Genomic DNA, 24269 nt, shown 5'->3' on the forward strand with positions numbered 1-24269 from the left:
GCGCCGCGGCCATCATCATCGAAACGGAGTGACCAGTCATGAGCGCATCTCTTCCGCGCCAGTTGCATCTCAACATCAACGCGCTGCACTCGGGCTTCGTGCCGTCGGCGTGGCGCGTGGCGAAGGCCGATCCGCGCGCGTTCATCGACGTGAATCATTACGTGCGGCTCGCGCAGACCGCCGAGCGCGCCTGCCTCGACGCAATTTTTCTGGCCGACAACGCGGCGATCTCCGATCAGCTCGACATGCGTCCGATCACCGCGCTCGAACCGACGATGCTGCTCACGAGCGTGGCCGCCGCGACCACGCATATCGGACTCATCGCGACCGCTTCGACGAGCTACAACGAGCCGTACAACATCGCGCGCCGGTTCGCGACGCTCGATCTGATCAGCGGCGGCCGCGCCGGCTGGAACATCGTGACGACGGCCGATCTGCCGTCCGCGCGCAACTTCGGTCTCGACGCGGTGCCGCAGCACGCGGAACGCTATGCCCGCGCCGATGAGTTCGCGACGCTCGTGAAGTCGCTCTGGAATAGCTGGGAAGACGATGCGCTGGTGGCGGACAAGGCAAGCGGGCGTTTCGTCGATCTGGACAAGCTGCATCCGGCGCAGCATCGCGGGCGCTTCTTCGGCGTGCAGGGCGCGCTCAACCTGCCGCGTTCGGCGCAAGGGCATCCGGTGCTGGTGCAGGCGGGCGCATCGGGCGACGGACGCGAACTGGCCGCGCGTCACGCGGAGGCCGTGTTCTCGGCGTCGCAGTCGTTCGACGAATCGCGCGCCTACCGCGCCGACCTCAACGAGCGGGCGGCGCGCTATGGACGCGGCCCGAACGCCGTGAAGGTGCTCGCCGGACTGACCACGATCATCGGCGCGACGGAGAGCGAGGCACTGCGCCGTCGCGATGAACTCGTCGATCTGATTCCGTGGCGCTACAGCCTCAACCGGCTCGCGGGAACGCTCGGCGTGCCCGTGGAATCGCTGCAACTCGATGCCCGCCTGCCCACCGATCTCCCGCTGCCCAACGACGGCAACGGCAATCACACGTTCTTCAACGCGACGCTCGCGCAGGCGCGCACGCACGGCTATACGGTGCGCGAACTGGTGCGCGCGCTGGCGGGCGGCGGCGGGCATCGCGTGATCGTCGGCACGCCCGAACAGGTGGCCGACGACATCACGCACTGGTTCGAAAACGGCGCGGCCGACGGCTTCAATCTGATGCCGGACGTGCTGCCCGACGGTCTCGAAGCGTTCACCGAAGGCGTCGTGCCGATTCTTCAGCGGCGCGGCATCTTTCGTCGCGCTTACGAAGGCACGACGCTGCGCGGACACTTGGGACTCGCGATTCCGGCGGGCCGGGGCGCGCATGCGGTCGAGCCGGAAGTGCGGGCGGCCTAACCCCTCCGCACTTTCCCTATGTTACGATCGTAACAACGTTGCGATAGACTGAGATCAATCTATCAAAAAGCTGTTGTGCGTTGCGCAAGCGCACAGCCTACCGATCTCATGCTGGAAACCGCATCGAAGTCCATCGTCGCGTGGCCCGGAACCGCTCACCCGGCCACGCGCGCGCGCAATCCCGGCGTCCCTTTCGACCTCGCATGGCTCGAAGGACTGCGCGTCAATCAATCGGCGGTCGCGCGCCGGGCAGCGAGCTTCGGCTTGCGTCGCTCCGTCAAGAAAGACGCGCAAGCGGCGTGGCTCTTGAAGGCAATCACCTGCATCGACCTCACGACGCTAAGCGGCGACGACACTACCGCGCGCGTGCAACGGCTCTGCGCCAAGGCGCGCCGCCCGCTGCGCGAGGATCTGCTCGACGCGCTCGGCATGTCGGATCAGCCGATCACGACGGGCGCCGTGTGCGTCTATCACCGCTTCGTCAAGACGGCCGTGGAAGCGCTCGCCGATAGCGGCATTCCGGTCGCGGCCGTGTCCACCGGATTTCCCGCCGGCCTGAATCCGCATGCGCTCAAGCTGCGCGAGATCGAAGCATCGGTGGCGGACGGCGCGAAGGAAATCGACATCGTCGTGACGCGCGAGCACGTGCTGACCGGGAACTGGCAAGCGCTCTACGACGAGATGCGCGACTTCCGCGCGGCTTGCGGCGATGCGCACGTCAAGGCGATTCTCGGCACCGGCGACATACGCACGCTTTCCAACGTCGCGAAGGCTTCGATGATCTGCATGATGGCCGGCGCCGATTTCATCAAGACCTCGACGGGCAAGGAAGGCGTCAATGCGACGCTCGACGCGTCGCTCGTCATGGTGCGCATGATTCGCGAATATCTGACGCGCACGGGCATCGCGATCGGCTTCAAGCCGGCGGGCGGCGTGTCGACCGCGAAAACGGCGCTGCAGTATCAGATTCTCATGAAGGAGGAACTCGGGCGCGAATGGCTCGAAGCGGACTTGTTCCGCATTGGCGCGTCCAGCCTGCTTGCCGATATCGAGCGGCAACTCGAACATCACGTGAGCGGGCGCTATTCGGCGTTCAACCGTCATCCGGTCGCCTGAACCAGCCCAATACAGACACAAGCCTCATGAGCGTAGCCCACTATTTTTCTTCGATGGAATACGGACCCGCACCGGAAGACGATCGCGCCGTGCGCGCATGGCTCGATCAACATGCCGGACGCTTCGGCCATTTCATCGACGGCGCATGGCGAGACGGCGCGGACGAACATCGCTTCGATTCGCGCGAGCCGGCGACGGGCCGCGTGCTCGCGTCGATCGCGCAAGGATCGAGCAGCGACGTGGATGCCGCCGTGCAAGCCGCGCACGATGCCCTGGAATCGTGGCAAGGCATCGGCGGCGCGGGCCGCGCGCGGCACCTGTACGCACTGTCGCGCATGGTGCAACGGCATAGCCGCCTCTTCGCCGTCCTCGAATCGCTCGATAACGGCAAGCCGATTCGCGAATCGCGCGACATCGATATCCCCCTTGTTTCAAGGCACTTTCTGCATCATGCGGGCTGGGCGCAATTGCAGGATCGCGAGTTCGCGGACTGGGCGCCGCTCGGCGTGATCGGGCAAATCGTGCCGTGGAATTTTCCGCTGCTGATGCTCGCGTGGAAGATCGCGCCCGCGCTTGCGCTCGGCAATTGCGTGGTGCTCAAGCCCGCGGAATACACGTCGCTCACGGCGTTGCTCTTCGCGGAACTCGCGCACCGCGCCGGCTTGCCCAAGGGCGTGCTCAACGTCGTGACCGGAGATGGCCGCACGGGCGCGGCGCTCGTCGAGCATCCGCGCGTCGCGAAGATCGCGTTCACCGGATCGACCGAAGTGGGCCGCCAGATTCGCGCGACGACGGCGGGCTCGGGCAAATCGCTCACGCTCGAATTGGGCGGCAAGTCGCCGTTCATCGTATTCGACGACGCCGATATCGACTCGGCTGTGGAAGGCGTCGTCGATGCGATCTGGTTCAATCAAGGCCAGGTGTGCTGCGCGGGTTCGCGTTTGCTCGTGCAGGAAGGCATCGAAGCGCGCTTTATCGACAAGCTCAAGCGCCGCATGGAAACGCTGCGCGTCGGGCCGTCGTTGGACAAGGGCGTCGACATGAGCGCCATCGTCGATGACGTGCAGCTCGAACGCATTCGCGCGCTCGTGGCGAAAGGCGAAAGCGAAGGATGCGAGATTCACCAGCCTTCGCGTCTTGTGTTGCCCGAAGGCGGCGCGTTTTTCGCGCCGACGCTGGTGACGAACGTCGCGCCGGCATCGACGCTCGCGCAAGAGGAAATCTTCGGGCCCGTGCTCGTCTCGATGAGCTTTCGCACGCCCGACGAAGCCGTCGCCCTGGCGAACAACACGCGCTATGGCCTCGCCGCGAGCGTCTGGAGCGAGAACATCAGCCGCGCGCTGGACGTCGCGCCGCGCCTGCAGTGCGGTGTCGTATGGATCAACGCGACGAATCTGTTCGATGCGGCAGTGGGCTTCGGCGGCTATCGCGAGTCCGGTTTCGGGCGGGAAGGCGGACGCGAGGGCATATACGAATATCTCAAGCCGCGCGCATGGTCCAAGCTGCCGATGCGCGCCGAGACGCAAGCACCGCCCGTCGAGCCAGACTCGCCGATGGAGTCGGCCAATGTCAGCGCGATCGACCGCACGGCGAAGCTCTTCATCGGCGGCAAGCAGACGCGGCCGGATAGCGGTTACTCGCGGCTCGTTCGCTCGCCTGCGGGCGAGATCGTCGGCGAAGTGGCCGAGGGCAATCGCAAGGACATTCGCAATGCAGTGGCGGCGGCGCGCGGCATGACGAAATGGGCGGCAGCGAGCGCGCACAACCGCGCGCAGGTGTTGTATTACCTCGCGGAGAATCTGAGCGCTCGAGGGGAGGAATTCGCGCGCCAACTCGTCACGCGCGCGGGTTCCAGCGAACGCGATGCGAAGCGCGAAGTCGATGCGTCGATTGCCCGCTTGTTCACGTACGCAGCGTGGGCCGACAAGTTCGACGGCGCGGTGCATGCGCCGCCGCTGCACGGCGTCGCGCTGGCGATGCACGAGCCGGTCGGCGTGATCGGCGTCATCTGTCCGGACGAAGCGCCGTTGCTCGGTTTCGTCTCGCTGATCGCGCCCGCGCTCGCGCTGGGCAATACGGTCGTGGCGGTGCCGAGCATGACGTGCCCGCTCATGGCGACAGACTTCTATCAGGTCGCGGATACGTCCGACGTGCCGGGCGGCGCGCTCAACATCGTGACCGGCGACGCGCGCTCGCTTGCGAAAACGCTCGCCCAGCACGATGACGTCGACGCGCTCTGGTGCTTCAATGGCGCGGCGCTTTCGGCGATGGCGGAGCGCGAATCGGTCGGCAATCTGAAGCGAACCTTTGTCGATCACGGACGACTGTTCGACTGGCATGATGCATCGAGTGAAGGTTTGCCCTTCTTGCGCCAAGCCGTGCAAGTCAAGAATATCTGGGTGCCGTATGGAGATTGATCCGCGGCACTCGTAATCCGAGGTTCAACGGCGCAGATCCTGGAACGGGACGCGCCCATGCATGGAGGAGACGCTCTTGCTGAAGAACATTGACCCGCTTCTGAATGCCGACATCCTTTACGCGCTCGCCGCGATGGGACACGGCGATGAAGTCGTCATTTGCGACGCCAACTTTCCCGGCGATTCGGTCGCGCGCCAGACGGTGCTGGGCAAGCTCTTGCGGATCGACGGCGCCAACGCGCCGCGTGTCGTGCGCGCGGTGCTGTCGGTGATGCCGCTCGATACATTCGTGGACGATCCCGCAGGCCGCATGGAAGTCGTCGGCGACGCGACGGCCTTGCCCGCCGTGCAGCGCGAAGCGCAACGCGAAGTCGATCACGCGGAAGGCCGCGAAGTGGCGTTCGCGCCGATCGAACGCTTCGCATTCTATGAACGCGCGAAGAAGGCGTATTGCGTCATCCGCACGGGCGAGACGCGCGGCTATGGCTGTTTCATCTTCAAGAAAGGCGTGCAGCTCGCGCCGGATGCGCCGCAAGGGGACGCGCCATGAGCGGCAGCGTCGTCATCCTCGGCATCTATGTGACGGACCTCGCTTTCCGCGCGCAGCGCATGCCCTTGCTTGGTGAAACGGTGGCGGGTTCCGCGTTTGCGATGGGACCGGGCGGCAAGGGTTCGAATCAGGCCGTGGCCGCCGCCCGCGCGGGCGCGGACGTCATCTTCTGCACGCGCATCGGCAACGATGCGTTCGGCAAGATCGCGCAGGCCACGTGGGCGGCCGAAGGCATCACATCGCGAGCCAGCGTGATAGACGATATCGCGACCGGCGCCGCGCATATCTACGTGGACGAGAACACCGGCGGCAATGCGATCATCGTCGCGGCGGGCGCGGCCGGCACGCTTGGCCCCGATGACGTGGACGCCATCGAAGCGGACATCGCGAAGGCAGCCGTCTTCGTCACGCAACTGGAGCAGCCGATTCCGGCCGCGAAACGCGGGCTCGAACTGGCGCGGAAGCATGGCGTGACGACCGTCTTCAACCCGGCGCCTGCGCTCGCGCTCGACGACGATATCTATCCGCTTTGCGACTACATCACGCCGAATGAAACCGAGGCGGCGGCATTGACCGGAGTCGCCGTGAAGTCTGTCGGCGATGCGCGTCGCGCGGCAGATGTTCTGTTGAGCAAAGGCGCGCGCGCGGCGATCATCACGTTGGGCGAGGCGGGTGCGCTTCTGCATAGCGCGAGCGAATCGGTGCTGGTTCCTGCGTTCGAATGCGGGCGCGTGGTCGAAACGGCCGGCGCGGGCGATGGCTTCACCGGTGGTTTCGCGGCGGCGCTCGCGCGCGGCGACAGCGCGCTCGATGCGGTCCGCTTCGGATGCGCGTTGGCGAGCATCTCGGTCACGCGGCCAGGCACCGCGCCCTCGATGCCTCGCCTCGACGAAATCAATGCATTGTTGAGCGAAAGGAGCGTGACGCAATGAAGGCGTCGAAGTGGCTCGCTGACCGGCAGTTCAACTTTCTGATCGGCGTGAATCTGCTGGTGGTGATCGTCGCGACATGGCTTTCGCACGGCCAGTTTCTCGACATCGACAATCTCCAGTCGATGGGCGGCCAATTGCCCGAACTCGGCTTGCTCGCGCTCGGCATCATGTTGTCGATGGTCTCGGGCAATGGCGGCATCGACCTCTCGGGCGTCGGGCTCGCGAACCTCTCGGGCATGGTCGCGGCGATGGCTCTGCCGCATATCGTCTCCGCCGACGATTCGCCCGCGCTCTATACGGCCGTGTTCGTCGGCATCGTCGTCGCGATGGGCGTGGTCGGTGGCCTGCTGAACGGTGTGGTCATTGCCAAGCTCAGGCTGACGCCGATTCTCTGCACGCTCGGCACCCAACTGCTCTTCACGGGCATTGCCGTCGTGTTGAGCAACGGCGCATCGGTGCGAGTGGAATATGTCGATCCGCTGTCGAACATCGGCAACGGCACATTCCTTCAGGTGCCCATTTCGCTGTGGATCTTCATTGCGGCGGTGCTCGGGCTCGGCTGGGTGCTCAAGCGCACGCCGTTCGGCCTGCGGCTCTACCTCATGGGCACCAATCCGAAAGCTGCCTTCTATGCAGGCATTCCGCGCGCGCGCATGCTGATTCTGACTTACGGCATGTGCGGCGTGCTGGCATCGCTCGCGGGTCTCATTAGCGCAACGCATACGTCGAGCGCGAAGTGGGATTACGGCAACTCTTATCTCTTGATCGCCATTCTGATCGCGGTGATGGGCGGCGTGAATCCGGCCGGCGGCTACGGACGCATTGTCTGCGTGTTTCTCGCGGCAACGGTCCTGCAATTCCTGTCGAGTCTCTTCAATCTGCTTGGCGTCTCCCAGTTTTTCGGCGATTGCGCGTGGGGCTTCCTGCTGCTCGCGTCGCTCGCCTTCGCGGGTGGGGAACGCGTGCGCGCGATCTTCGGCATCGGCGGAGCCAAGCCCACATCCAAGATTCCACCGCCGCCTGCATCGACGGGACGTTGACCACTCGCTGTGTGATTGCTTCAAAAGACCATCGAACGACATTCGAAACATAAAGGAGACAACACGATGAAGCTCAAGACTTTCGGCACCGCGCTGACCGCCATTGCGCTCGCTGCCGGCGCGGTCATGGCCGCACAGGCCGCGACGAACGAAACCATCGTCACGGTCGTCAAGGTGACCGGCATCAACTGGTTCAATCGCATGGACGACGGCGTGAAAGAGTTCGGCAAGGCGAATCCGAACATCAACGTCTATCAGACGGGACCCGGCCGCGCCGACGCCGCACAGCAATTGAAGATCATCGAGGACTTGATCGCGAAGAAAGTCACTGCGATTGCAGTCGTTCCGTACGATCCGCCGACGCTCGAACCCGCGCTGAAGAAGGCAATGGATCGCGGCATCAAGGTGGTCACGCATGAAGCCGACAACGCAAAGAACACGATGGTCGATATCGAAGCGTTCGACAACACCGCATACGGCGCGGGCCTGAACGAACGTCTCGCGAAGTGCATGGGGCAGCAGGGCAAGTGGGCGGTGCTGGTCGGCTCGCTCGGCAGCCGCTCGCAAGTGCAATGGGCGGACGGCGGCATCGGCAACGCAAAGGCCAAGTATCCGAAGATGGATCTCGTCGAGCCGAAGCTCGAAACGAATAACGACGGCGAGCGCGCGTATCAGGTCGCGAAGGAAGTGCTGCGCAAGCATCCGGACCTGACCGGTTTTCAGGGCTCGTCGTCGCTGGATGTGATCGGCATCGGGCGCGCGGTCGAAGAAGCCGGCAAGGTCGGCAAGATCTGCGTGTACGGCACGGGTCTGCCCACCGAAGCGGGCAAGTTCCTCGAAAGCGGCGCCATCAACGGCATCGCATTCTGGGACCCGAAGCTCGCCGGCATCGCGATGAACAAGGTGGCGCAGATGCTCGTCGACGGCAAGACGGTGGAGAACGGCGCGGACCTCGGCATTACCGGCTATAACAAGGTCACGGTGAGCAAAGGGCCGGGCAAGGGCGTGATCGTTCGCGGCACCGGCTGGGTGGACGTGGACAAGACGAACTACAAGCAATACCCGTTCTGATGCGACTGATGTGATGTTAGCGGCGCGCGACGTTCGACGTTCGACGTTCGACGCGCGCGCCGCCCGAATCCATATGCCATGACCCAAGAGACACCGCTCCTCGAAGTCGTCGATATTCATAAACGCTTTACCGGCGTCTATGCGCTGCGTGGCGTGAGCCTCGCGTTTCAGCGCGGGCAGATTTATCACCTGCTCGGCGAAAACGGCTGTGGCAAGAGCACGCTCATCAAGATCATCTCGGGCGCGCAGCCGCCGGACGAAGGCGAACTCGTGATCGAAGGCGCGCGTCATGCGCGGCTCTCGCCGCTCGAAGCATTGTCGGCCGGCATCGAGACCGTGTATCAGGACTTGTCGCTCCTGCCGAACATGAGCGTGGCCGAGAACGTCGCGCTGACTTCCGAACTCGCGGAGCACGCGGGCAAGCTCGCGCGCACGTTCGACCGGCGCGCGCTCGCGACGACCGCCGCACGCGCGCTCGAAGCCGTGGGTTTGCCGGGCGATGCCGAGTTCCAGAAGACGTTGATCGAACAATTGCCGCTGGCGACGCGCCAACTCGTTGCCATCGCGCGCGCCATTGCAAGCGAAGCGAAGTTCGTCATCATGGACGAGCCCACGACGTCGCTCACGCAGAAAGAGGTCGACAACCTGATCGCGGTGCTTGCGAGACTGCGCGCGCAAGGCGTGGCCGTGCTGTTCGTGAGCCACAAGCTCGACGAGTGCTACGCGATCGGTGGCGAAGTCATCGTGCTGCGCGATGGTCAGAAGATGGCGCAAGGACCGATCGAGCACTACACGAAGGCGCAGATCAGCGAGCTCATGACGGGCAAGCATCTTTCGACCGACCGTTACCGCGAAGAAGGCGAGGCGCGTGCATCGAAAGTCGTGCTCGATGTGAAGGACCTCGGCCGCAAGAGTCAGTTTGCCGACGTATCGTTCGCTCTGCATGAAGGCGAGATACTCGGCGTGACGGGACTGCTCGACTCGGGCCGCAATGAACTGGCGCGCGCGCTCGCGGGCGTGGCGCCTGCGGACAGCGGCGTCGTGACGCTCGACGGCATGCGTGTTCGCCTGCAATCGCCCGCGGACGCGAGAACGCAACGCATCGGCTATGTGCCGGAAGACCGCCTGAACGAAGGGCTTTTTCTCGACAAGCCGATCCGCGATAACGTCGTGACCGCGATGATCGCGAGCCTGCGCGACCGCATCGGGCAAATCGATCGCAAGCGCGCGCAGGCGCTGGCCGAGCGCACCGTCAAGGATCTGCAAATCGCCACGCCCGATGTCGACAAGCCGGTGCAGTCGCTTTCCGGCGGCAACCAGCAGCGCGTGCTGATCGGCCGCTGGCTCGCGATCAATCCACGCGTGTTGATTCTGCATGGGCCGACAGTCGGCGTGGACGTAGGCTCGAAGGACATCATTTACCGCATCATGCAGCGGCTGTCGAAAGAGGGCATCGGCATCATTCTCATCAGCGATGATCTGCCCGAACTGCTGCAAAACTGCGATCGCATTCTGATGATGAAGAAAGGCCGCGTCGCCGGCGAATATCGCGCCGATCGTCTGACCGAGGCCGATCTGTATCACGCGCTACTTTCTGAGGCAGCATGAGCATGAGCGAATCCATCCGCGGCGCCGCAAGCGAGACCGTGCCGCAAGCCGTGAGCAACGTCGCGCCGCGCGTGCGCAAGGGCAGTCTCTACGCGCAGCTGATGCGCAAGCCGGAGTGGTTCACCGTCGGGCTGATCCTGGTCACCTGTCTGATCGTGGGCAGCCTCAACCCGCGCTTCTTCCAGTTCGCGACGCTCTTCGACATGCTGCATTCCGCGACCACGGTGTCGCTGTTTGCGCTCGGGACGCTTGTCGTGCTCGCGTCGGGCGGGATCGACGTATCGTTCACCGCCATCGCTGCGTTGACGATGTATTCGATCACCAAGGCGGTGTTCGCATGGTGGCCCGAATGTCCGTTCGCGCTGATCGTGTTGACGGGAGCCTTGGGCGGCGTGCTGCTCGGCGTGGTCAACGGCATGCTCGTGCATCGCCTGAAAGCGCCTTCGCTGATCGTCACCATCGGCACGCAATACCTGTTTCGCGGCTTGTTGCTGACCTTCGTCGGCACGCAGTTCTTCATGAACATTCCGCACAGCATGGATGTGTTCGGCCGCTTGCCGCTTTTCTATTACCACACGGCGGACGGCTTGCGCGCGGTCCTTCCCGTGTCGGTGCTGGCGCTCGTGATCGCGGCGATCGTCACATGGTGGCTGCTCAATCGAACGATGATGGGCCGCGGCGTCTATGCGATGGGCGGCAGTCTCGCCATTGCGGAACGGCTGGGTTATAACCTGCGCGCGATCCACTTGTTCGTATTCGGCTACACGGGTTTGCTCGCAGGCGTAGCGGGCATTCTGCATGTATCGACGAACCGGCTCGCCAATCCGTTCGATCTCGTCGGTACGGAGCTCGATGTCATTGCCGCAGTGATTCTCGGCGGCGCGCGCATTACCGGCGGCACGGGAACGGTGACGGGCACGCTGCTCGGCGTGGTGCTCGTCACGCTTATCAATAGCGTGCTGATTCTCGTAGGCGTGCCGAGCACGTGGCAGAAGGTCATCATCGGCGCATTCATTCTCATCGCAGGAACGCTCTTCGCATTGGGTCGCAGGCAGTAGCGCAACGCGCGGCGCATTTGGACTTACGGGACTTACGCTTCTGCTATTCGCGTGAGTCCGTGCGCCGTTGCCCTTCCTCGGTGATGACAGAGTCGAAGTCCGAGATCTGTGAGAAGCGTACCGCTTTCACCTTGCCGAACTTGCTTGCATCGACGACAAGATGCCGCTCGACCGAACTCGCCATGGCCGCTTGCTTGATGGCGACTTCATGAAAGTTCCAGCACGTCACGCCGCGTACTTCATCGACACCGCCGGCCGACATGAATGCCTTATTGATTCCCATGCGCCGAAGCGTTTCGACGCTTTCATCGCTGGCGAATGATTCCGACGAAGGCACGTACACGCCGCCAAGCAAGATCATGCGTACGTTGGGCTTGCGGCGAAGAATCTCCGCGACGTTGAGCGAATAACACACCACGGTCAAATGCATCTCAGCGGGAATCTGCCGCGCCAGTGTCGTCAACGTCGTGCCGCAGTCGATGAACACAGTCTCGTTGTTCGCGAGCAGGCGCGCCGCATGACTCGACGCAATGGCTTTCGCTTGCGCGAAGTGATCCTTCTCCTCGTCGATGGTATAGCCCGCTGCGTTCGGCAAGTCGGCCGCGCTCACGATATAACCGCCCAGGTAAGTGAACTGCCCGGGGTTGGCTGCAACGTCCCTTCGCACCGTCATTTCGGAGACACCGAGAAGCGCGGCGGCATCGCGCAGACGCATCACGTTTTGTTTTTCTAATGCGCTCGAGAGCGTGCGGAGGCGGTCGATCTTGGCCATCGTTTTGCAGTGCTTTCCACGCGTCGCCGAATGTGAGTTTCTGGTCTTACGTTGATAAGATTATAACAACGCAAGGCGCGTGGAATGCGCGCCTTGCGTGAGTTCACGGGTAAATACGGAGCGCGTGCGGCTTATGCGCCTTCGTTCTCTTCGAGCATCACTGCGAGCGTGCCGGCTTCGCTTTGCACGCCGGCATCGAGGTCGATTTCATTCGGCGTCATCTTTGCAATCGCGCGCAGCAGGCGCGGCGAGAACGTGGCGCCGAATAGCGCGATGGCGTCTTCGCGGCGCCGGTCGTCGGCATGCGCGAGCGAGCGCAGTTCGCTGAGCGGAAGTCCGACGAACAAGTCGAGCGGATACGGCGGAGCAGCAAGCGCGGCGGCCGCAGCCGTTGCCGCCGTCGCGCCCGGAGCGCGCACGCGCAAGCCCGGTTGGAGATGCTCCGCGAGTTCCATCGTGATGTCGTAATCCGCCTCGAATTCGAGGGACGTTCGCGCTTCGCTCTGCAGGAAAGGCGCAACGGTTTCCAGACGAGCGAGTTCTTCACCGGTAAGCAGCATGACATTTCTCCTTCGATAAACGCAGACGAGGTTCCCTTTATCGGACACTTAGCTAAATGCTTGCCCGGTAGCCGAACGAAGCCCGAGCGCCTCTGGCGGAAAAATTGACTCACGCAGTGCGCTGCGCATCGAAGAAGGCGGCGATGGCTTCATTCACTGCTTCGGTTGCGTCGCGGTGAGGCGAATGACGGCAGCCCGGCAGCTTGACGAGATGAGCGTGCGGAACCGCTGCCTTGATCTTGTCGATCTGCTGCATGGACGCGTATTCGTCGTCATAGCCTTGAATGGCGAGCAGAGGCCGGCGGATGGATTCGAGCGTCGTCGTAATATCCCAATGAAGAAACGCGGGATTCAGCCATGCGTCGTTCCAACCATAGAAGGCGGAATCCACATTCTGATGGTAGGGCTCAAGCCGTGAGCGCAATGCGCCGCTCTCATAGGCGCTTCGTGCCTGAGTGATCGCCTGAACGGTCATCGGCTCGACGAATACATGCGGGGCCAGCACGGCGACACCCGCCAACGACTCGGGATAAGCGCTTGCATAGAGCAAGGCGATCGACCCGCCGTCGCTGTGCCCGATGATCCACATGCGCGTGCGTTCGCTCTCGCTTATGCCGATCGCGTCCAGCAGCGCAGGCAGCACGACCTGCGCTTGATAATGCAGAAAGTCAGCCGCCCAGTGCTCGTCTGCGCGACGCGGCGTCGAACGTCCATAACCCGGACGCGAATACACGAGTCCGCGGCAACCGAGGCGATCACATAGCGTCTGCGGCCAGTCTTTCCATAACGCAATGGAACCCAGTCCTTCGTGCAGGAATACCGCGATGGGCGCATCTTTGAATTCGGGGTTGAGCCATTGATATTCGATGGATAGCGGATACGGACTGCCAGTCACCTGAGCATATTGAACAGCGTCGATAGCGCTTGTGGAATCATTCATGGCTTGAAATGTCGCGCGAAGAATCACTCATTGAGGTTCAAGGGTACCAGACGAGTGATGGATGAAACGGTCGGCAGCATCGCCGCATTACGCCGTATGTTTCGTCAGCTTCGCGACGCCCGCCGAATGCGCGAGTTGATCGACGGTCAGGCGAATCGCGTCGATCAGCGCGCGGGCTGCCGGAGAAGGCGTGCTGCCCGCGCGTAACGTGAGCCCGATATCGCGCCGTGTGTTCTGCATCGCGATGTCGAGCACGACGAGTTGCCTCGACTCACATTCATAGAACAACTGCTGGGCCGATACGACCGCGAGCATATCGGTGTGCGTGAGCAAGCCACGGATCACGGCAAGGTCGGCGGTCTCGACCGTCGGCATCGGCGGTTTCAGTCTGAGCCGCTTGAATTGCGCTTCGAACATGCCGCGTGCGGGCGCGTGACTGCGTGGCAAGACCCATTGCGCGGCGCTCAACTCTTTCAGCGTCAAACCCTCGGCTCTAGCCAGCGGATGATCGCGCCGCGCGATGACCACCATGTCCTCCGACATCAGGCGTTCGTTGGTCAATCCGCTCGATGCATCGTTCGGCCTGAGCGCGCCCAGCACGAAGTCGATATCGCCCGCTCGCAAGCCGGCCACGAGCGGTTCGTAGGCGCTCTCGTCAGTGGCTATGCGTACGCCCGGATAGTGCGAGGCCACGCGCGCGATCGCGCCCGGAAGAATCAGCGTCCTGCCGAGCGGCAGCGCGCCGACGGTCACATAGCCTTGAATGGTGCCGCGCAAAGCCGCAATATCGTCCGGGATGTGGCGCAGTTCATTGAGCGCGCGACGCACGTGCAGCACGAACGTCTCGCCTTCGCTCGTGAGCAACAGGCCGCGCGGGCTGCGATAAAACAATTGCATACCTGCGCCCGTTTCCATGATGCGGATCGCGCTGCTGACTGCGGGCTGACTGATGCCGAGCGTCTGCGCGGCGCTCGGCATGTGTCGATGACGCGCCAATGCCGAGAACAACTGTAGCCGCCGCGTATTGAGCAGGAACGCAGGCAATGTGTTGCCGTTGGCCGAGCGTCGCCGTGACTGCCGTGCGGAGCACCATTTGTCGAGTGCTTCGAGCTCCGCGAAGATCCGTTCGCAACGCAGAAGAACGGCGCGACCCGCAGGTGTCGGCAACATGCCTGACGGGCGACGTTCGAGCAGCGTCTCGCCTACGGCTGCTTCCAGTTCCTGCAGGGAGCGCGTGACAGCGGATTGCGCGCGAAAGAGGGCGGCGGCCGCGCGCGTCGCGCTGCCCGTGTGCGCCACAAGCCTGAACGCGCGCAGATAAGCGAGGTTGAGCAGTTCGCGGTTATCCATGGCTATGCTGAAAGAGTCGTAGCCATCAGTTTAGTTTATCGGCACGCCGGGACGCGAATTCAGTCTTCGATCGCGCCATGCACGCCTTGCTCGCCGCGCTTCCAATAGGCGGAGGCGCGAATGCGGCGCTTGTCGATGCCTCGCTCATTGCACAACAGTTGGCGCACGGCGCGCATGAGCGCAGCCTCGCCCGCGGCCCAGACGTAACCCTTTCCATCGGGCAGATACGTTCCGCGCAACGCGAGCAGGAGATCGCCGCCCGGGTACGCGGACTTGCTGCGGTAGCACCACTGCAGATACAGATCGGCGCGTGTATCGAATTCGATCCGCGCCGAGGGATCGGCGACTTCGAGCAGCGCCGCCACGCGCGTGCCCGGCGGAAGTTCCTCCAGGCGACGGGCGATGGCCGGCAGCGCGGTCTCGTCGCCTACCAGCAGATGCCAGTCGAACTGCGTCGGAATGACGAACGAGCCACGCGGCCCGCCGATGCCGAGGTAGTCCCCCGGCGCGGCCTTCGCTGCCCACGCGGTCGCGGGGCCGGCGTCGTGAAGAGCGAATGCAATATCCAATTCGCGCGCCGCCCGATCGAAGCGCCGTGGCGTGAAGTCGCGGGCAATGGGCCGCGGTTTGGCGGGATCGAACACGGGACCGTCCGGGCCTGCCTCCGGCACCACCGGCATGCTTTCGCCCGGCTGCGGGAAGAAGACCTTCACGTGGTCGTCGAACGAGGCGGTCTCGAAGTCGGCGAGCGCCTCCCCCGTGAGCGTGATGCATACAAAATGCGGATTGATCAGCCGAACTCGCTTGACCTGCAACAATCGGAACCTCAGCGCGTGACGCACGCGCGTGACTTCCAGTTCGGCGCGGCCTTGTTGTGCTTCGACGAGTGAATCGCTCATTCTGTCGTTCCTTTTGCCTGCTTCGGCGCATTGTCTTGTTCGATGTCGGCCGTCGCGCGTTCGAGAATCGCGGCGATGCGGCGCTGCTCTTGCGGCGATGCATCGGTGCGCAGGAGTAGCGCCCGCTTCAGCGCGCGTCGTGCTGCGACGAGTTCGGGCACCCAGCCGCCGTCTCCGGCATCCTCGTCGACCTGCTCGCCCGCGTAGGCTCGTCGTACGAGGTCCATCTTGCGTGCAAAATGCAAAAGCTTGGCGAGCATCAGGTCGACGCGTTCCTGATTCGCCGCGAGGTATTCACGGCCCGCATCCGACAGGGCGTAGCGCTTGCGGTTGCCTTCCATCTCGATCGTCGCATAGCCCAGTTCTTCCAGATACGTCAGCGCCGGATACACCATGCCGGGGCTCGGTGCGTAGAAACCGTTGGAGCGATCCGCCAGCGCCTTGATGAGTTCGTAGCCGTGGCGCGGCGCCTCGGCCAGCATGGCGAGCAGCAAGAGTTGCAGGTCTTCGGACGAGAATTTGCGGCCGCGCGGCATGCCGCCCATGTCGTCCGGGCCGCCGCCGAAACCGCCCGCACCGCCGGGACCACCGGCGCCGAAGCCGCCGCCAAAGCGCCCACCGCCGCCGTGCCGATGACGCCCGATCATCGCCCAACCGCGCCATGCAAGGCGATCGAGGCGGTCTAGGGCATCGAATGGGAAGCCGGAACTTAAGCCGCGCGAATCGTCGCGCTTGCCGTGAAAGCAACGTGATCTCATGACTCACTCCGTTATGTCGTAAAACATATCTAACGATATATATCGTAAGAGTGTCTGTCAAGGCGTTCTTTTTCGCACCGGAACGGGGCAACGGGAGCGTTCGCGGCATGAGGCGTCCTTGAAGCCGGTATGCAAAAGACAGCGTGCACCCGCCGGCACGCTAAAAGCTCGGTGCGTGCACGGAGCGTGCTAAAGCACCCGCATCCTTCGACAAATACAACCACCTCTGCATGCCGGCATATCTCGCACTGGCACTGGTATTCATGTTCAACATGGCGGGCACGACGTTGCCCACCGCGATCTATCACGACTACCAGACGACCTACGGCTTCAGTCCCGCGACCATCACGGTCATCTTCGCTGCCTACGCGATCGGCGTGCTCGGCGCGCTGCTGGCGATGGGCAGTTGGTCCGATCAACTCGGGCGCAAGCGCATGCTCATGGCGGGCCTTGCTGCATCCGCCGTCTCCGGGTTGATCTTTCTTGTCGCCAACGGCCTCGTCATGCTCTTGCTCGGACGTCTTGTCTCGGGCATCTCGGCGGGCATCTTCACGTCGACGGCGACGGTCGCGGTGATCGAATCAAGTCCGTCCGACTCGCGCTCGAAGGCGATGCTGGCTGCAACGTCATCAAACATGCTCGGGCTCGGCTTGGGACCTGTCCTCAGCGGAGCGCTTGTCGAGTTCGCGTCGTGGCCTATGCGTCTTTCGTACCTCGCGCATATCGCATTGCTGGTGCTCGCCTTCCTATTGCTACGCGCCGCGCCTGAGACCGTGCGCGTGGCGGATCACCCTAAACTGCACATGCAACGCATCGCACTGCCGCGTGAGGTGCGCGCTGCATTCGTGCCGGCTGCGTTGTCTGGATTCGCGGGCTTTGTCGTTGTCGGATTCTTTACCGCCGTTTCGCCGCAACTCATGCGCACCGTGCTCGGGTATCACAGCGGCTTACTGATCGGCCTCGCAGTGTTCTTCATCTTTCTCTGCTCGGCGGTCGGTCAGGCGGTCGAGAAGCGCATTGCGCAAAGATGGCGTCAGCCTACTGGTTCAGTCGCGCTCGTCGTCGGTCTTGCGCTGCTTGCGCAATGCGCATGGCAGCGTTCCTCCACCGCATTCGTCGTCGGAACAATGCTGTGCGGACTCGGGCAGGGCATCAGCTTTCGCGCCGCACTCGGCGAGCTATCGAATCGCAGTCCGACCGAGCGCAAGGCGGAAGTGACAGCGGCGTTCTTCGTCGTGCTGTATGTGGCGATATCGCTGCCCGTCATCGCGATAGGCGTCGCGGTGCAACGCATCGGCATCGCACCCGCGACGATCACGTTTGCCGCGATCACGGTCGTTATCGTGCTTATTTCCCTCGCGTGGCTGCTCCGCGTCGAGAAGGCGCAGTCATAGCGACGGACAAATCTGCATAGAGCGATTGATAATATCCGAAGGATTGCCGGAATCCCCTCGATGCATCTCTGCGATGGGGCCTAAACCACACACACTGGCGAATAAGATATGGCAAAGGGTAGCGACAAAGACGAAGTCTTGAATAAGCACGGCGATAAACAGGGAGATGGCCAAAGCATCGGCCGGCCGGCGGACGGCGAACTGGAAGGCAGCGCGTATTCACCGTTAGGCAATCCCGGGCTCAAGCATTGGCAAGCCAGCCAGATCTCACGCCCTGGACTGGATGACCGCAGCAATATCTTCTTCGCTGCCGTCGAAATGACTCGGATGCCGATGGTCGTAACCGACCCGAATCAACCGGACAACCCGGTGGTTTTCGCCAACCGCGCATTTCTCGACTTAACCGAGTACACCGAGGAGCAGGTTCTCGGACGCAACTGCCGATTCTTGCAAGGCGCCGAAACCGATACGCGCGCTGTGGATGAAATCCGCAATGCTCTGCGTGAGCAGCGTGCGGTCGCAGTCGACGTCCTGAACTACAAGGCGAGCGGCAAGCCCTTCTGGAATGCGTTGTTCATCGGCCCCGTGTTCAATAAGGAAGGGAAATTACTCTACTATTTCTCATCCCAGATGGACATTACTCGCCGCCGGATCTCGGAGCAGTCGTTCCTGCAGGCGCAGAAGATGGAGGCCATCGGGCAGTTGACCGCCGGGCTCGCGCATGACTTCAATAACCTGCTACAGATCATCACGGGGAATCTGGAACTGGCCGCAGCGTCTCTCGACGACAGACAGGCGACCCGCGAAGCAATCGGGCGCGCCATGTCGGCGGGGGAGAAAGCGGGCAAACTCACTCAGCAACTGCTCACGTTCGCTCGAAAGCAACGTCTTGAACCGAAACAACTGAATCTGAACACGCTGGTAGTCGAGTTCAGTGAGATGTTAGTCAGAACGCTCGGCGACAAGATCGACCTGCACCTGGACCTGAAGCCTGGTCTGCCGGCTTGCACCATCGATGCCACGCACATGGAGATGGCATTGCTGAATGTGCTCATCAATGCTCGGGACGCTATGCCCAAGGGAGGAAGGGTCACGGTCGCCACTTCGGTCATCAATGATGCGGAGCGAATCGAGGCGCATAATCTGACACCCGGAATCTACGTCGTGATCTGCGTGATCGATCATGGTGAAGGCATGACGCCGGACGTCCTGAGACGGGCCACCGAGCCATTCTTCACGACCAAGGGGCCGGGCACCGGTCTCGGCCTCGCAATGGTTCATGGCTTCGTCCAACAGTCGCACGGCCGGCTCGAAATAGAGAGCACGCCCGGAGAGGGAACGACGATACGAATGATCTTCCCGGTGGTCAGTCAGGCGGAAACTGATGTCAGCCAGAGAGGCGACAAATCTCTGAACTGGAGCACTGAAGCGATTCTTGGCAAGCATACGGTGCTGGTCGTGGACGACAACCGCGATGTTCGGGAACTCGCGTATGGCCATCTGAAGAATCTCGGCTATCGCGTATTGTCCGCGCAGAGCGGGGAAGAAGCATTGAAAGTGATCGAGCGATATGGCGATGTCGATTTGCTTTTTACTGACATCATCATGCCCGGAGGAATGAATGGGTTGCAACTCGTCGAGCGAGTCAGGGAACGAAAACCAGATATCGCCGTGCTGCTCGCGACGGGATATATGGATCAACTTCCCGCCGCGAACGTATCGGCAGCGCCCCTCACGACACTCACGAAGCCTTATCGAGTGAGCGACCTGGCCGAGCACGTGCGCGCTTCGCTCGAGAAGAAGATCCCGTCACAGGCAGCTGATGATTTTCGCCATGAAGGATGAGAACCGGACAAGGCACGTCCTGATTGTCGATGACGAGGTAGCGATCGCGTACGTTTTTCAGCGCTACTTCGAGTTGCGCGGATTCCGCGTCTCTGCAGCCTACGATGGAAACGCTGCACTTGCCATTGGTCAAAGCGAATCGATTGATGCACTCGTCACCGATTTTCGTATGCCCGGAATGAACGGGCAAGAGCTTATCGAGCGACTCAGGCAGACTGTCCCGCATCTGCCTGCGATCATCGTATCTGGATTCGGTGGGGAAATTGGCGAACGTCCGGCAGGAGTGCGCGTTATCGGCAAGCCTGTCGAGCCGACATACCTCGTCGAGTGCGTCAAAGAAATGCTCGCTGATGCGGACACCGTGCAGTGGTTGAACCGCCCGAAAGATTGATGGTGAGAAAATGCTAAGCGTGGCAGCGTGAGCTCAGGAATCGTTTATACGAAATTACCGCAATAACTTCGAAAGCACCATGACATAAGCCGCTGTCACCGCGAGCTGGCACAGCGTGATGGGCAAGCCATAGCGCAGAAACCGGGCGAACGTGACCGGGCGTCCTTCGTTCCCGCAGACGCCCGCGGCGACGATGTTCGCTGCCGATCCGATCAGCGTGGCGTTCCCTCGGAGCGTCGCGCCATACATCATGCCGACGAATACGGGTATCACTGTCTGAGGCCACTCTGTGAATCGATCGCCCATCGCCGCTTCAGGGACGAATTCGGCAGTCACGAGATAGGCTTTCCACATCACAATGGAAGCGGCCGCAACCGGGACGTTGGCCAATAACGACGGCAACAGGCCGATGCCGCTAATTATCGCGAGCAGGACGAGCGTAAGATTGGTCCCGAACCATTCGTGGAACTTCGACGCCATCACTTGAAGCAGGCTGGTTTTGACCATTGCCTGCACGAGACACACGGTCATGTCGATGACATTGAAGGCGATCACCTGTATGACCGCCGAGAAGACGCCGACTACGAGATAGATTTGCCAGTCGCTCACGATGCGTTCTTCCCCGCTTCACTCGATATTGTTTCGGATCGGGAAACGGCGATAAAAGAGACGGACACCTGTCGCGTCTCGCCGCGCAGTGTAGTGGTCCTCGAATTGCACTGAACGCGGCAAGACCGTGCTAAGCAAACGCCGCTGGACTGCTTCAGACAAACCGCCTTTAATGTTCGTGTATCGCTGCGTTGCCTGATTCAAAAACGGGAGGCCGCATGGATGCAGTCAGAACGTTTCTCGAAAGCCAGTCGCTTTTCGCATTGTTTCTCACGATCGCATTAGGCTATCTCATCGGCGAGATCACGATCAAAGGGGTCGCGCTCGGCTCGGGGGCCGTGCTGTTCGTCGGACTCGCCGTCGGCGCCTTCGCGCCGAAGTCGGCGCCGCCGGCCTTGCTCGGCACGCTCGGCTTGCTGCTGTTTCTATACGGCATCGGCATTCAGTACGGCGCGCAGTTCTTCAGAGGGCTCACGAGCCGGGAAGGAGCGAAGGCGAACGCGGCCGCTTGCCTCGGCGTCATTGCGGCCGGTCTCGTCTCATGCGCTTTTATCCGCTTCGGCATCACGCTCGCTGATGCGTTGGGCATGTTCGCAGGCAGCGGGACCAGCACGGCAAGTCTTCAGGTCGCCATTGCATCGATGAAGAGCAACGATGCGGCCGTGGGCTATAGCGTCGCTTATCCGTTCGGCGTGGCCGGTCCCATTCTGTTTCTCTATGCGCTTAACGTGCTGCTGAAGGTCTCGATTCCGAAGCCGCCAGCGAAGGTACTCGAAACGGCAGAGATAGCGCTCAAGAACGCGAGCTTCTTCGGGCTGCGCTTATCGGAACTATTGAGCCGCTTGCCGCTGGGCGTGTCGATTGCGGCGGTGCGGCGCGCGCACCGTAATCAATTGCCCGCCGACGACTTCATCGTGCAGTCCGATGACGTGCTCCTCGTCACCGCCACGGACAAGCGCCTGCTTGACGAGGCCACGGCCTTATGCGGCGAGTCGCAGCCAGGACGCATCGCGAGCGATCGCGAAGACATCGACTACATGCGGGTGTTTGCATCGAATTCGGCGGTGGTCGGCATGCCGCTCGGCAAGCTGCGCTTTCCCGGCGGGGTGAATTGTTCGATCGCGCACGTGCGCCGGGGCGACGCCGATTTACTTTCGACGCCCGATCTCATTCTCGAAGCAGGCGACCGCGTAGGCGTGCTCGTGAATCGCGCGCATCGCGCGACGATTCGGGCGTTCTTCGGCGATTCCATCAAAGGCACGGCGGACCTCAGCTTCATCTGCCTCGGAATAGGCGCTGCGGCGGGGCTGCTGCTAGGGGCCGTTCCGTTGCGGTTTCCCGGCCTCGGCAGCTTCAGCCTCGGTCTCGCGGCGTTGCTGTTGCTCGCGCTGTGCCTTGGCAAAGCAAGGCGCAACGGACCGTTCGTGTGGGTCATGCCGCTATCGGCGAATCTGGTTCTGCGCAACCTCGGGCTCACGATCTTTCTTGCGCAGGTCGGCATTTCATGCGGGCCGAAGTTCGTGGCGACCGTGGGCACAGCGGGGCCGCTGCTGCTTCTTTATGGGGTGATCACGCTGCTCGTGCTCGTGGGCGTCACGGCCGCGTCGTGTCTATGGCTATTCAAGCTGCCCTTCGATACCTCGGCCGGCGTCGTATGCGGCGCGACCGGCAATCCTGCCATTCTCGCGTTCGCCAATCGCATTGCGCCCACGGATCAGCCCGACGTCATGTACGCGATGATTTTCCCGTCGATGACTATCGTCAAAGTGCTGTTCGTGCAGATCGCAATCTCGCTGGCTAGCGGCTAGCTCTCGTATTGGAGATGAAATCATGGACGTGGCGATATTCAGTTCGACGCGTTACGAGCGCGAGTTTCTGGACCAGGCGAACGAATCCGCGCACCACAGGCTCAAATACCTCGACGTGTCGCTGAATCGCGATACGGTCGGAGAGGCCGCGGGATTCGGCGCGGCGTGCATCTTCGTGAATGACAAAGCAGACGCCGCCGTTCTGGAGGCGCTGAAAAGCGGCGGCACCGGATTGCTCGCGCTGCGCTGCACGGGCTTCAACAACGTCGACCTCGAAGCCGCCGCGCGCCTCGGGCTGAAGGTCGTTCGCGTCGTGACGTATTCGCCGAACTCAGTCGCCGAACATGCCGTCGCGCTGTTGCTCGCCATTAATCGAAAGGTGCATCGCGCCTACAACCGTACGCGCGATTCCAATTTCTCTCTCGACGGACTCACCGGCTTCGATCTGTGCGGCAAGACGGTGGCCGTCGTGGGCACCGGTAAAATCGGCTGCGTCTTTGCGAAGATCATGCTCGGCTTCGGCTGTAATGTGATCGGCTACGATCCGTATCCCTCGCGAGAATTCGAGGCGATGGGCCTGCGTTATGCGCAGCCAGGTGAGATCGGGGAAAAGGCCGATGTCATTTCACTGCACTGTCCGCTGACGCCCGCGACGCATCACATCATCAATGCGGACACGCTTCAGCGTGCCAAGCGCGGCGCCTTGCTCATCAACACGAGCCGCGGCGCGCTCATCGACACCGGGGCCGTAATAGAAGCACTGAAAAGCGGGCAACTGGGCGGGCTCGCGATCGACGTGTACGAGCAGGAGGCGGACTTGTTTTTCCGCGATCTGTCCAATGAAATCATTCCGGACGACATCATTCAGCGGCTCATCTCATTCCCCAATGTGATCGTGACCGGGCATCAGGCGTATTTGACACGCGAGGCGCTTACGACTATCTGTGAGACGACGATCGCGAGCATTACTGCGTTCGAGCATAACGACCCGCTCGTGAACGAAGTCAAGGCCGGGTGATATTCATGCTGCCGGACACCACCGCCGACGCCGCACTCGCCGAACCGCGCGGCAACACGCGAGCGCCCGTGCTGGACACGGTCGACCGCGTTTCAGAACTATGCTTCGGGTTGTTCATGGCGCTGACGTTCGTCGGTACGGTGTCGGCGGCGACGAGCGGCGAAGATGCCGGCCGCAAGATGCTGTACACGGCCCTCGGCTGCAATCTCGCTTGGGGGCTTGCGGATGCCGTCATGTATTTGATGCGCACTCTCGTGAACCGAGGGCGGCGGCGCACACTCGCGTTTGCGATCAAGCGCGAACTCGACGCGGCAGAGGGCGTGCGAGAACTGCGCGCGAGACTTCCGCCGTTTCTCGCGCCATTCTTCTCAGACGCCGAGCTGGAATCGATTCGCAGCCGCATCGCTCGATACGATGCGCTTCCGGAGCGTCCCTCGCTGGAGCGCGACGATTTTCTTGCCGCGCTCGGCATCTTCATCCTTATCGTGCTGTCCACGTTTCCGGTCGCCGCTCCGTTCGTCATCATCCGGCATTTTCCCACTGCGTTGCTCGTGTCACGCGCGCTGACGCTCGTCATGCTATTCGGATGCGGCGTTGCTTCGGGATCCTATGCGGGATGGGGTGCGCTGAAAGCGGGGTTGGCGATGGTGACGTTGGGCGTGCTTCTGACGATGGCGATCATCGCGCTGGGCGGGTAAGTCAGATCGACCGGCCAGCCGATGAATGCATCTAAATG

The 24269-nt window shown here is 62.3% G+C and carries 22 protein-coding genes; 15 read left to right on the top strand and 7 right to left on the bottom strand.

Annotation, left to right across the window (positions count from 1 at the left end; genetic code table 11):
- Nucleotides 1-38: 38 nt before the first annotated feature.
- From HWX53_RS23210 to HWX53_RS23250, 9 genes are all read left to right on the top strand, one after another.
- Nucleotides 39-1397: an LLM class flavin-dependent oxidoreductase gene (locus tag HWX53_RS23210; protein WP_175945344.1), complete on the top strand. Its 1359-nt coding sequence runs from the start codon at nt 39-41 to the stop codon at nt 1395-1397.
- Nucleotides 1398-1505: 108 nt separating this feature from the next.
- A complete protein-coding gene (gene deoC / locus HWX53_RS23215; protein ID WP_175945346.1) occupies nt 1506-2513 on the top strand; it encodes a deoxyribose-phosphate aldolase in 1008 nt (335 codons plus the stop codon).
- Between the two features lie 26 nt (nt 2514-2539).
- On the top strand, nt 2540-4930 hold the full coding sequence (locus HWX53_RS23220; protein WP_175945348.1) for an aldehyde dehydrogenase family protein: 2391 nt from the start codon (nt 2540-2542) through the stop codon (nt 4928-4930).
- 76 nt (nt 4931-5006) lie between these two features.
- Nucleotides 5007-5480 (top strand): RbsD/FucU family protein, encoded by a 474-nt coding sequence (locus HWX53_RS23225; RefSeq protein ID WP_175945350.1) that lies wholly within the window; start codon nt 5007-5009, stop codon nt 5478-5480.
- Nucleotides 5477-6412 carry a ribokinase gene (gene rbsK, locus HWX53_RS23230; protein ID WP_175945352.1) on the top strand — a complete coding sequence of 312 codons (936 nt, stop codon included), beginning with the start codon at nt 5477-5479 and terminating at the stop codon, nt 6410-6412. The genes HWX53_RS23225 and rbsK overlap by 4 nt, the downstream gene beginning before the upstream one ends.
- Nucleotides 6409-7452 carry an ABC transporter permease gene (locus tag HWX53_RS23235; RefSeq protein WP_175945354.1) on the top strand — a complete coding sequence of 348 codons (1044 nt, stop codon included), beginning with the start codon at nt 6409-6411 and terminating at the stop codon, nt 7450-7452. The genes rbsK and HWX53_RS23235 overlap by 4 nt, the downstream gene beginning before the upstream one ends.
- Before the next feature lie 66 nt (nt 7453-7518).
- Nucleotides 7519-8523: an autoinducer 2 ABC transporter substrate-binding protein gene (locus HWX53_RS23240; protein ID WP_175945355.1), complete on the top strand. Its 1005-nt coding sequence runs from the start codon at nt 7519-7521 to the stop codon at nt 8521-8523.
- A 78-nt stretch (nt 8524-8601) separates the two neighbouring features.
- A complete protein-coding gene (locus tag HWX53_RS23245; RefSeq protein ID WP_175945357.1) occupies nt 8602-10131 on the top strand; it encodes a sugar ABC transporter ATP-binding protein in 1530 nt (509 codons plus the stop codon).
- A 2-nt stretch (nt 10132-10133) separates the two neighbouring features.
- Nucleotides 10134-11189 (top strand): ABC transporter permease, encoded by a 1056-nt coding sequence (locus HWX53_RS23250; protein WP_175945359.1) that lies wholly within the window; start codon nt 10134-10136, stop codon nt 11187-11189.
- Between the two features lie 43 nt (nt 11190-11232).
- On the opposite strand, the gene HWX53_RS23255 is transcribed toward HWX53_RS23250, so the two are convergent.
- The 6 genes from HWX53_RS23255 to HWX53_RS23280 form a co-directional block, all read right to left on the bottom strand.
- Nucleotides 11233-11961 (bottom strand): DeoR/GlpR family DNA-binding transcription regulator, encoded by a 729-nt coding sequence (locus HWX53_RS23255; protein ID WP_175945361.1) that lies wholly within the window; start codon nt 11959-11961, stop codon nt 11233-11235.
- 131 nt (nt 11962-12092) lie between these two features.
- The gene (locus tag HWX53_RS23260; RefSeq protein ID WP_175945362.1) at nt 12093-12521 is read right to left on the bottom strand and encodes a hypothetical protein; all 429 of its coding nucleotides are present in this window, start codon (nt 12519-12521) and stop codon (nt 12093-12095) included.
- A 109-nt stretch (nt 12522-12630) separates the two neighbouring features.
- Nucleotides 12631-13461 carry an alpha/beta hydrolase gene (locus tag HWX53_RS23265; protein ID WP_175946160.1) on the bottom strand — a complete coding sequence of 277 codons (831 nt, stop codon included), beginning with the start codon at nt 13459-13461 and terminating at the stop codon, nt 12631-12633.
- An 87-nt stretch (nt 13462-13548) separates the two neighbouring features.
- Entirely contained in the window at nt 13549-14811 is a 1263-nt protein-coding gene (locus HWX53_RS23270) for a LysR family transcriptional regulator (protein ID WP_175945364.1), read from the bottom strand.
- 59 nt (nt 14812-14870) lie between these two features.
- A complete protein-coding gene (locus HWX53_RS23275; RefSeq protein ID WP_175945366.1) occupies nt 14871-15710 on the bottom strand; it encodes a siderophore-interacting protein in 840 nt (279 codons plus the stop codon).
- Complete coding sequence (locus HWX53_RS23280; RefSeq protein ID WP_241270142.1) at nt 15707-16468, bottom strand: PadR family transcriptional regulator; 762 nt, start codon at nt 16466-16468, stop codon at nt 15707-15709. The genes HWX53_RS23275 and HWX53_RS23280 overlap by 4 nt, the downstream gene beginning before the upstream one ends.
- 230 nt (nt 16469-16698) lie before the next feature.
- On the opposite strand from HWX53_RS23280, the gene HWX53_RS23285 reads away from it, so the two are divergent.
- The 3 genes from HWX53_RS23285 (at nt 16699) to HWX53_RS23295 (ending at nt 20098) form a co-directional block, all read left to right on the top strand.
- Nucleotides 16699-17862: an MFS transporter gene (locus tag HWX53_RS23285; protein ID WP_175945368.1), complete on the top strand. Its 1164-nt coding sequence runs from the start codon at nt 16699-16701 to the stop codon at nt 17860-17862.
- A 108-nt stretch (nt 17863-17970) separates the two neighbouring features.
- The gene (locus HWX53_RS23290) at nt 17971-19707 is read left to right on the top strand and encodes a histidine kinase famiy protein (RefSeq protein ID WP_175945370.1); all 1737 of its coding nucleotides are present in this window, start codon (nt 17971-17973) and stop codon (nt 19705-19707) included.
- Nucleotides 19697-20098, top strand: a complete 402-nt coding sequence (locus HWX53_RS23295; protein WP_175945371.1) for a response regulator — start codon at nt 19697-19699, stop codon at nt 20096-20098. Before HWX53_RS23290 ends, HWX53_RS23295 begins: the two co-directional genes overlap by 11 nt.
- Before the next feature lie 54 nt (nt 20099-20152).
- Here the strand turns inward: HWX53_RS23295 and HWX53_RS23300 are convergent, their stop codons facing one another.
- The gene (locus HWX53_RS23300) at nt 20153-20653 is read right to left on the bottom strand and encodes a hypothetical protein (RefSeq protein WP_244140229.1); all 501 of its coding nucleotides are present in this window, start codon (nt 20651-20653) and stop codon (nt 20153-20155) included.
- A gap of 272 nt (nt 20654-20925) precedes the next feature.
- Here HWX53_RS23300 and HWX53_RS23305 point away from each other — a divergent pair, with 272 nt between their 5' ends.
- From HWX53_RS23305 to HWX53_RS23315, 3 genes are read left to right on the top strand one after another with little or no spacing between them, the layout of a single operon-like run.
- Nucleotides 20926-22515, top strand: a complete 1590-nt coding sequence (locus tag HWX53_RS23305; protein WP_175945373.1) for a TrkA C-terminal domain-containing protein — start codon at nt 20926-20928, stop codon at nt 22513-22515.
- 22 nt (nt 22516-22537) lie between these two features.
- Nucleotides 22538-23533, top strand: a complete 996-nt coding sequence (locus tag HWX53_RS23310) for a 2-hydroxyacid dehydrogenase (RefSeq protein ID WP_175945375.1) — start codon at nt 22538-22540, stop codon at nt 23531-23533.
- A 5-nt stretch (nt 23534-23538) separates the two neighbouring features.
- Entirely contained in the window at nt 23539-24231 is a 693-nt protein-coding gene (locus HWX53_RS23315) for a hypothetical protein (protein WP_175945377.1), read from the top strand.
- Nucleotides 24232-24269 lie beyond the last annotated feature (38 nt).

The organism is Caballeronia sp. BCC1704, from assembly GCF_902833455.1.
GTDB lineage: Bacteria > Pseudomonadota > Gammaproteobacteria > Burkholderiales > Burkholderiaceae > Caballeronia.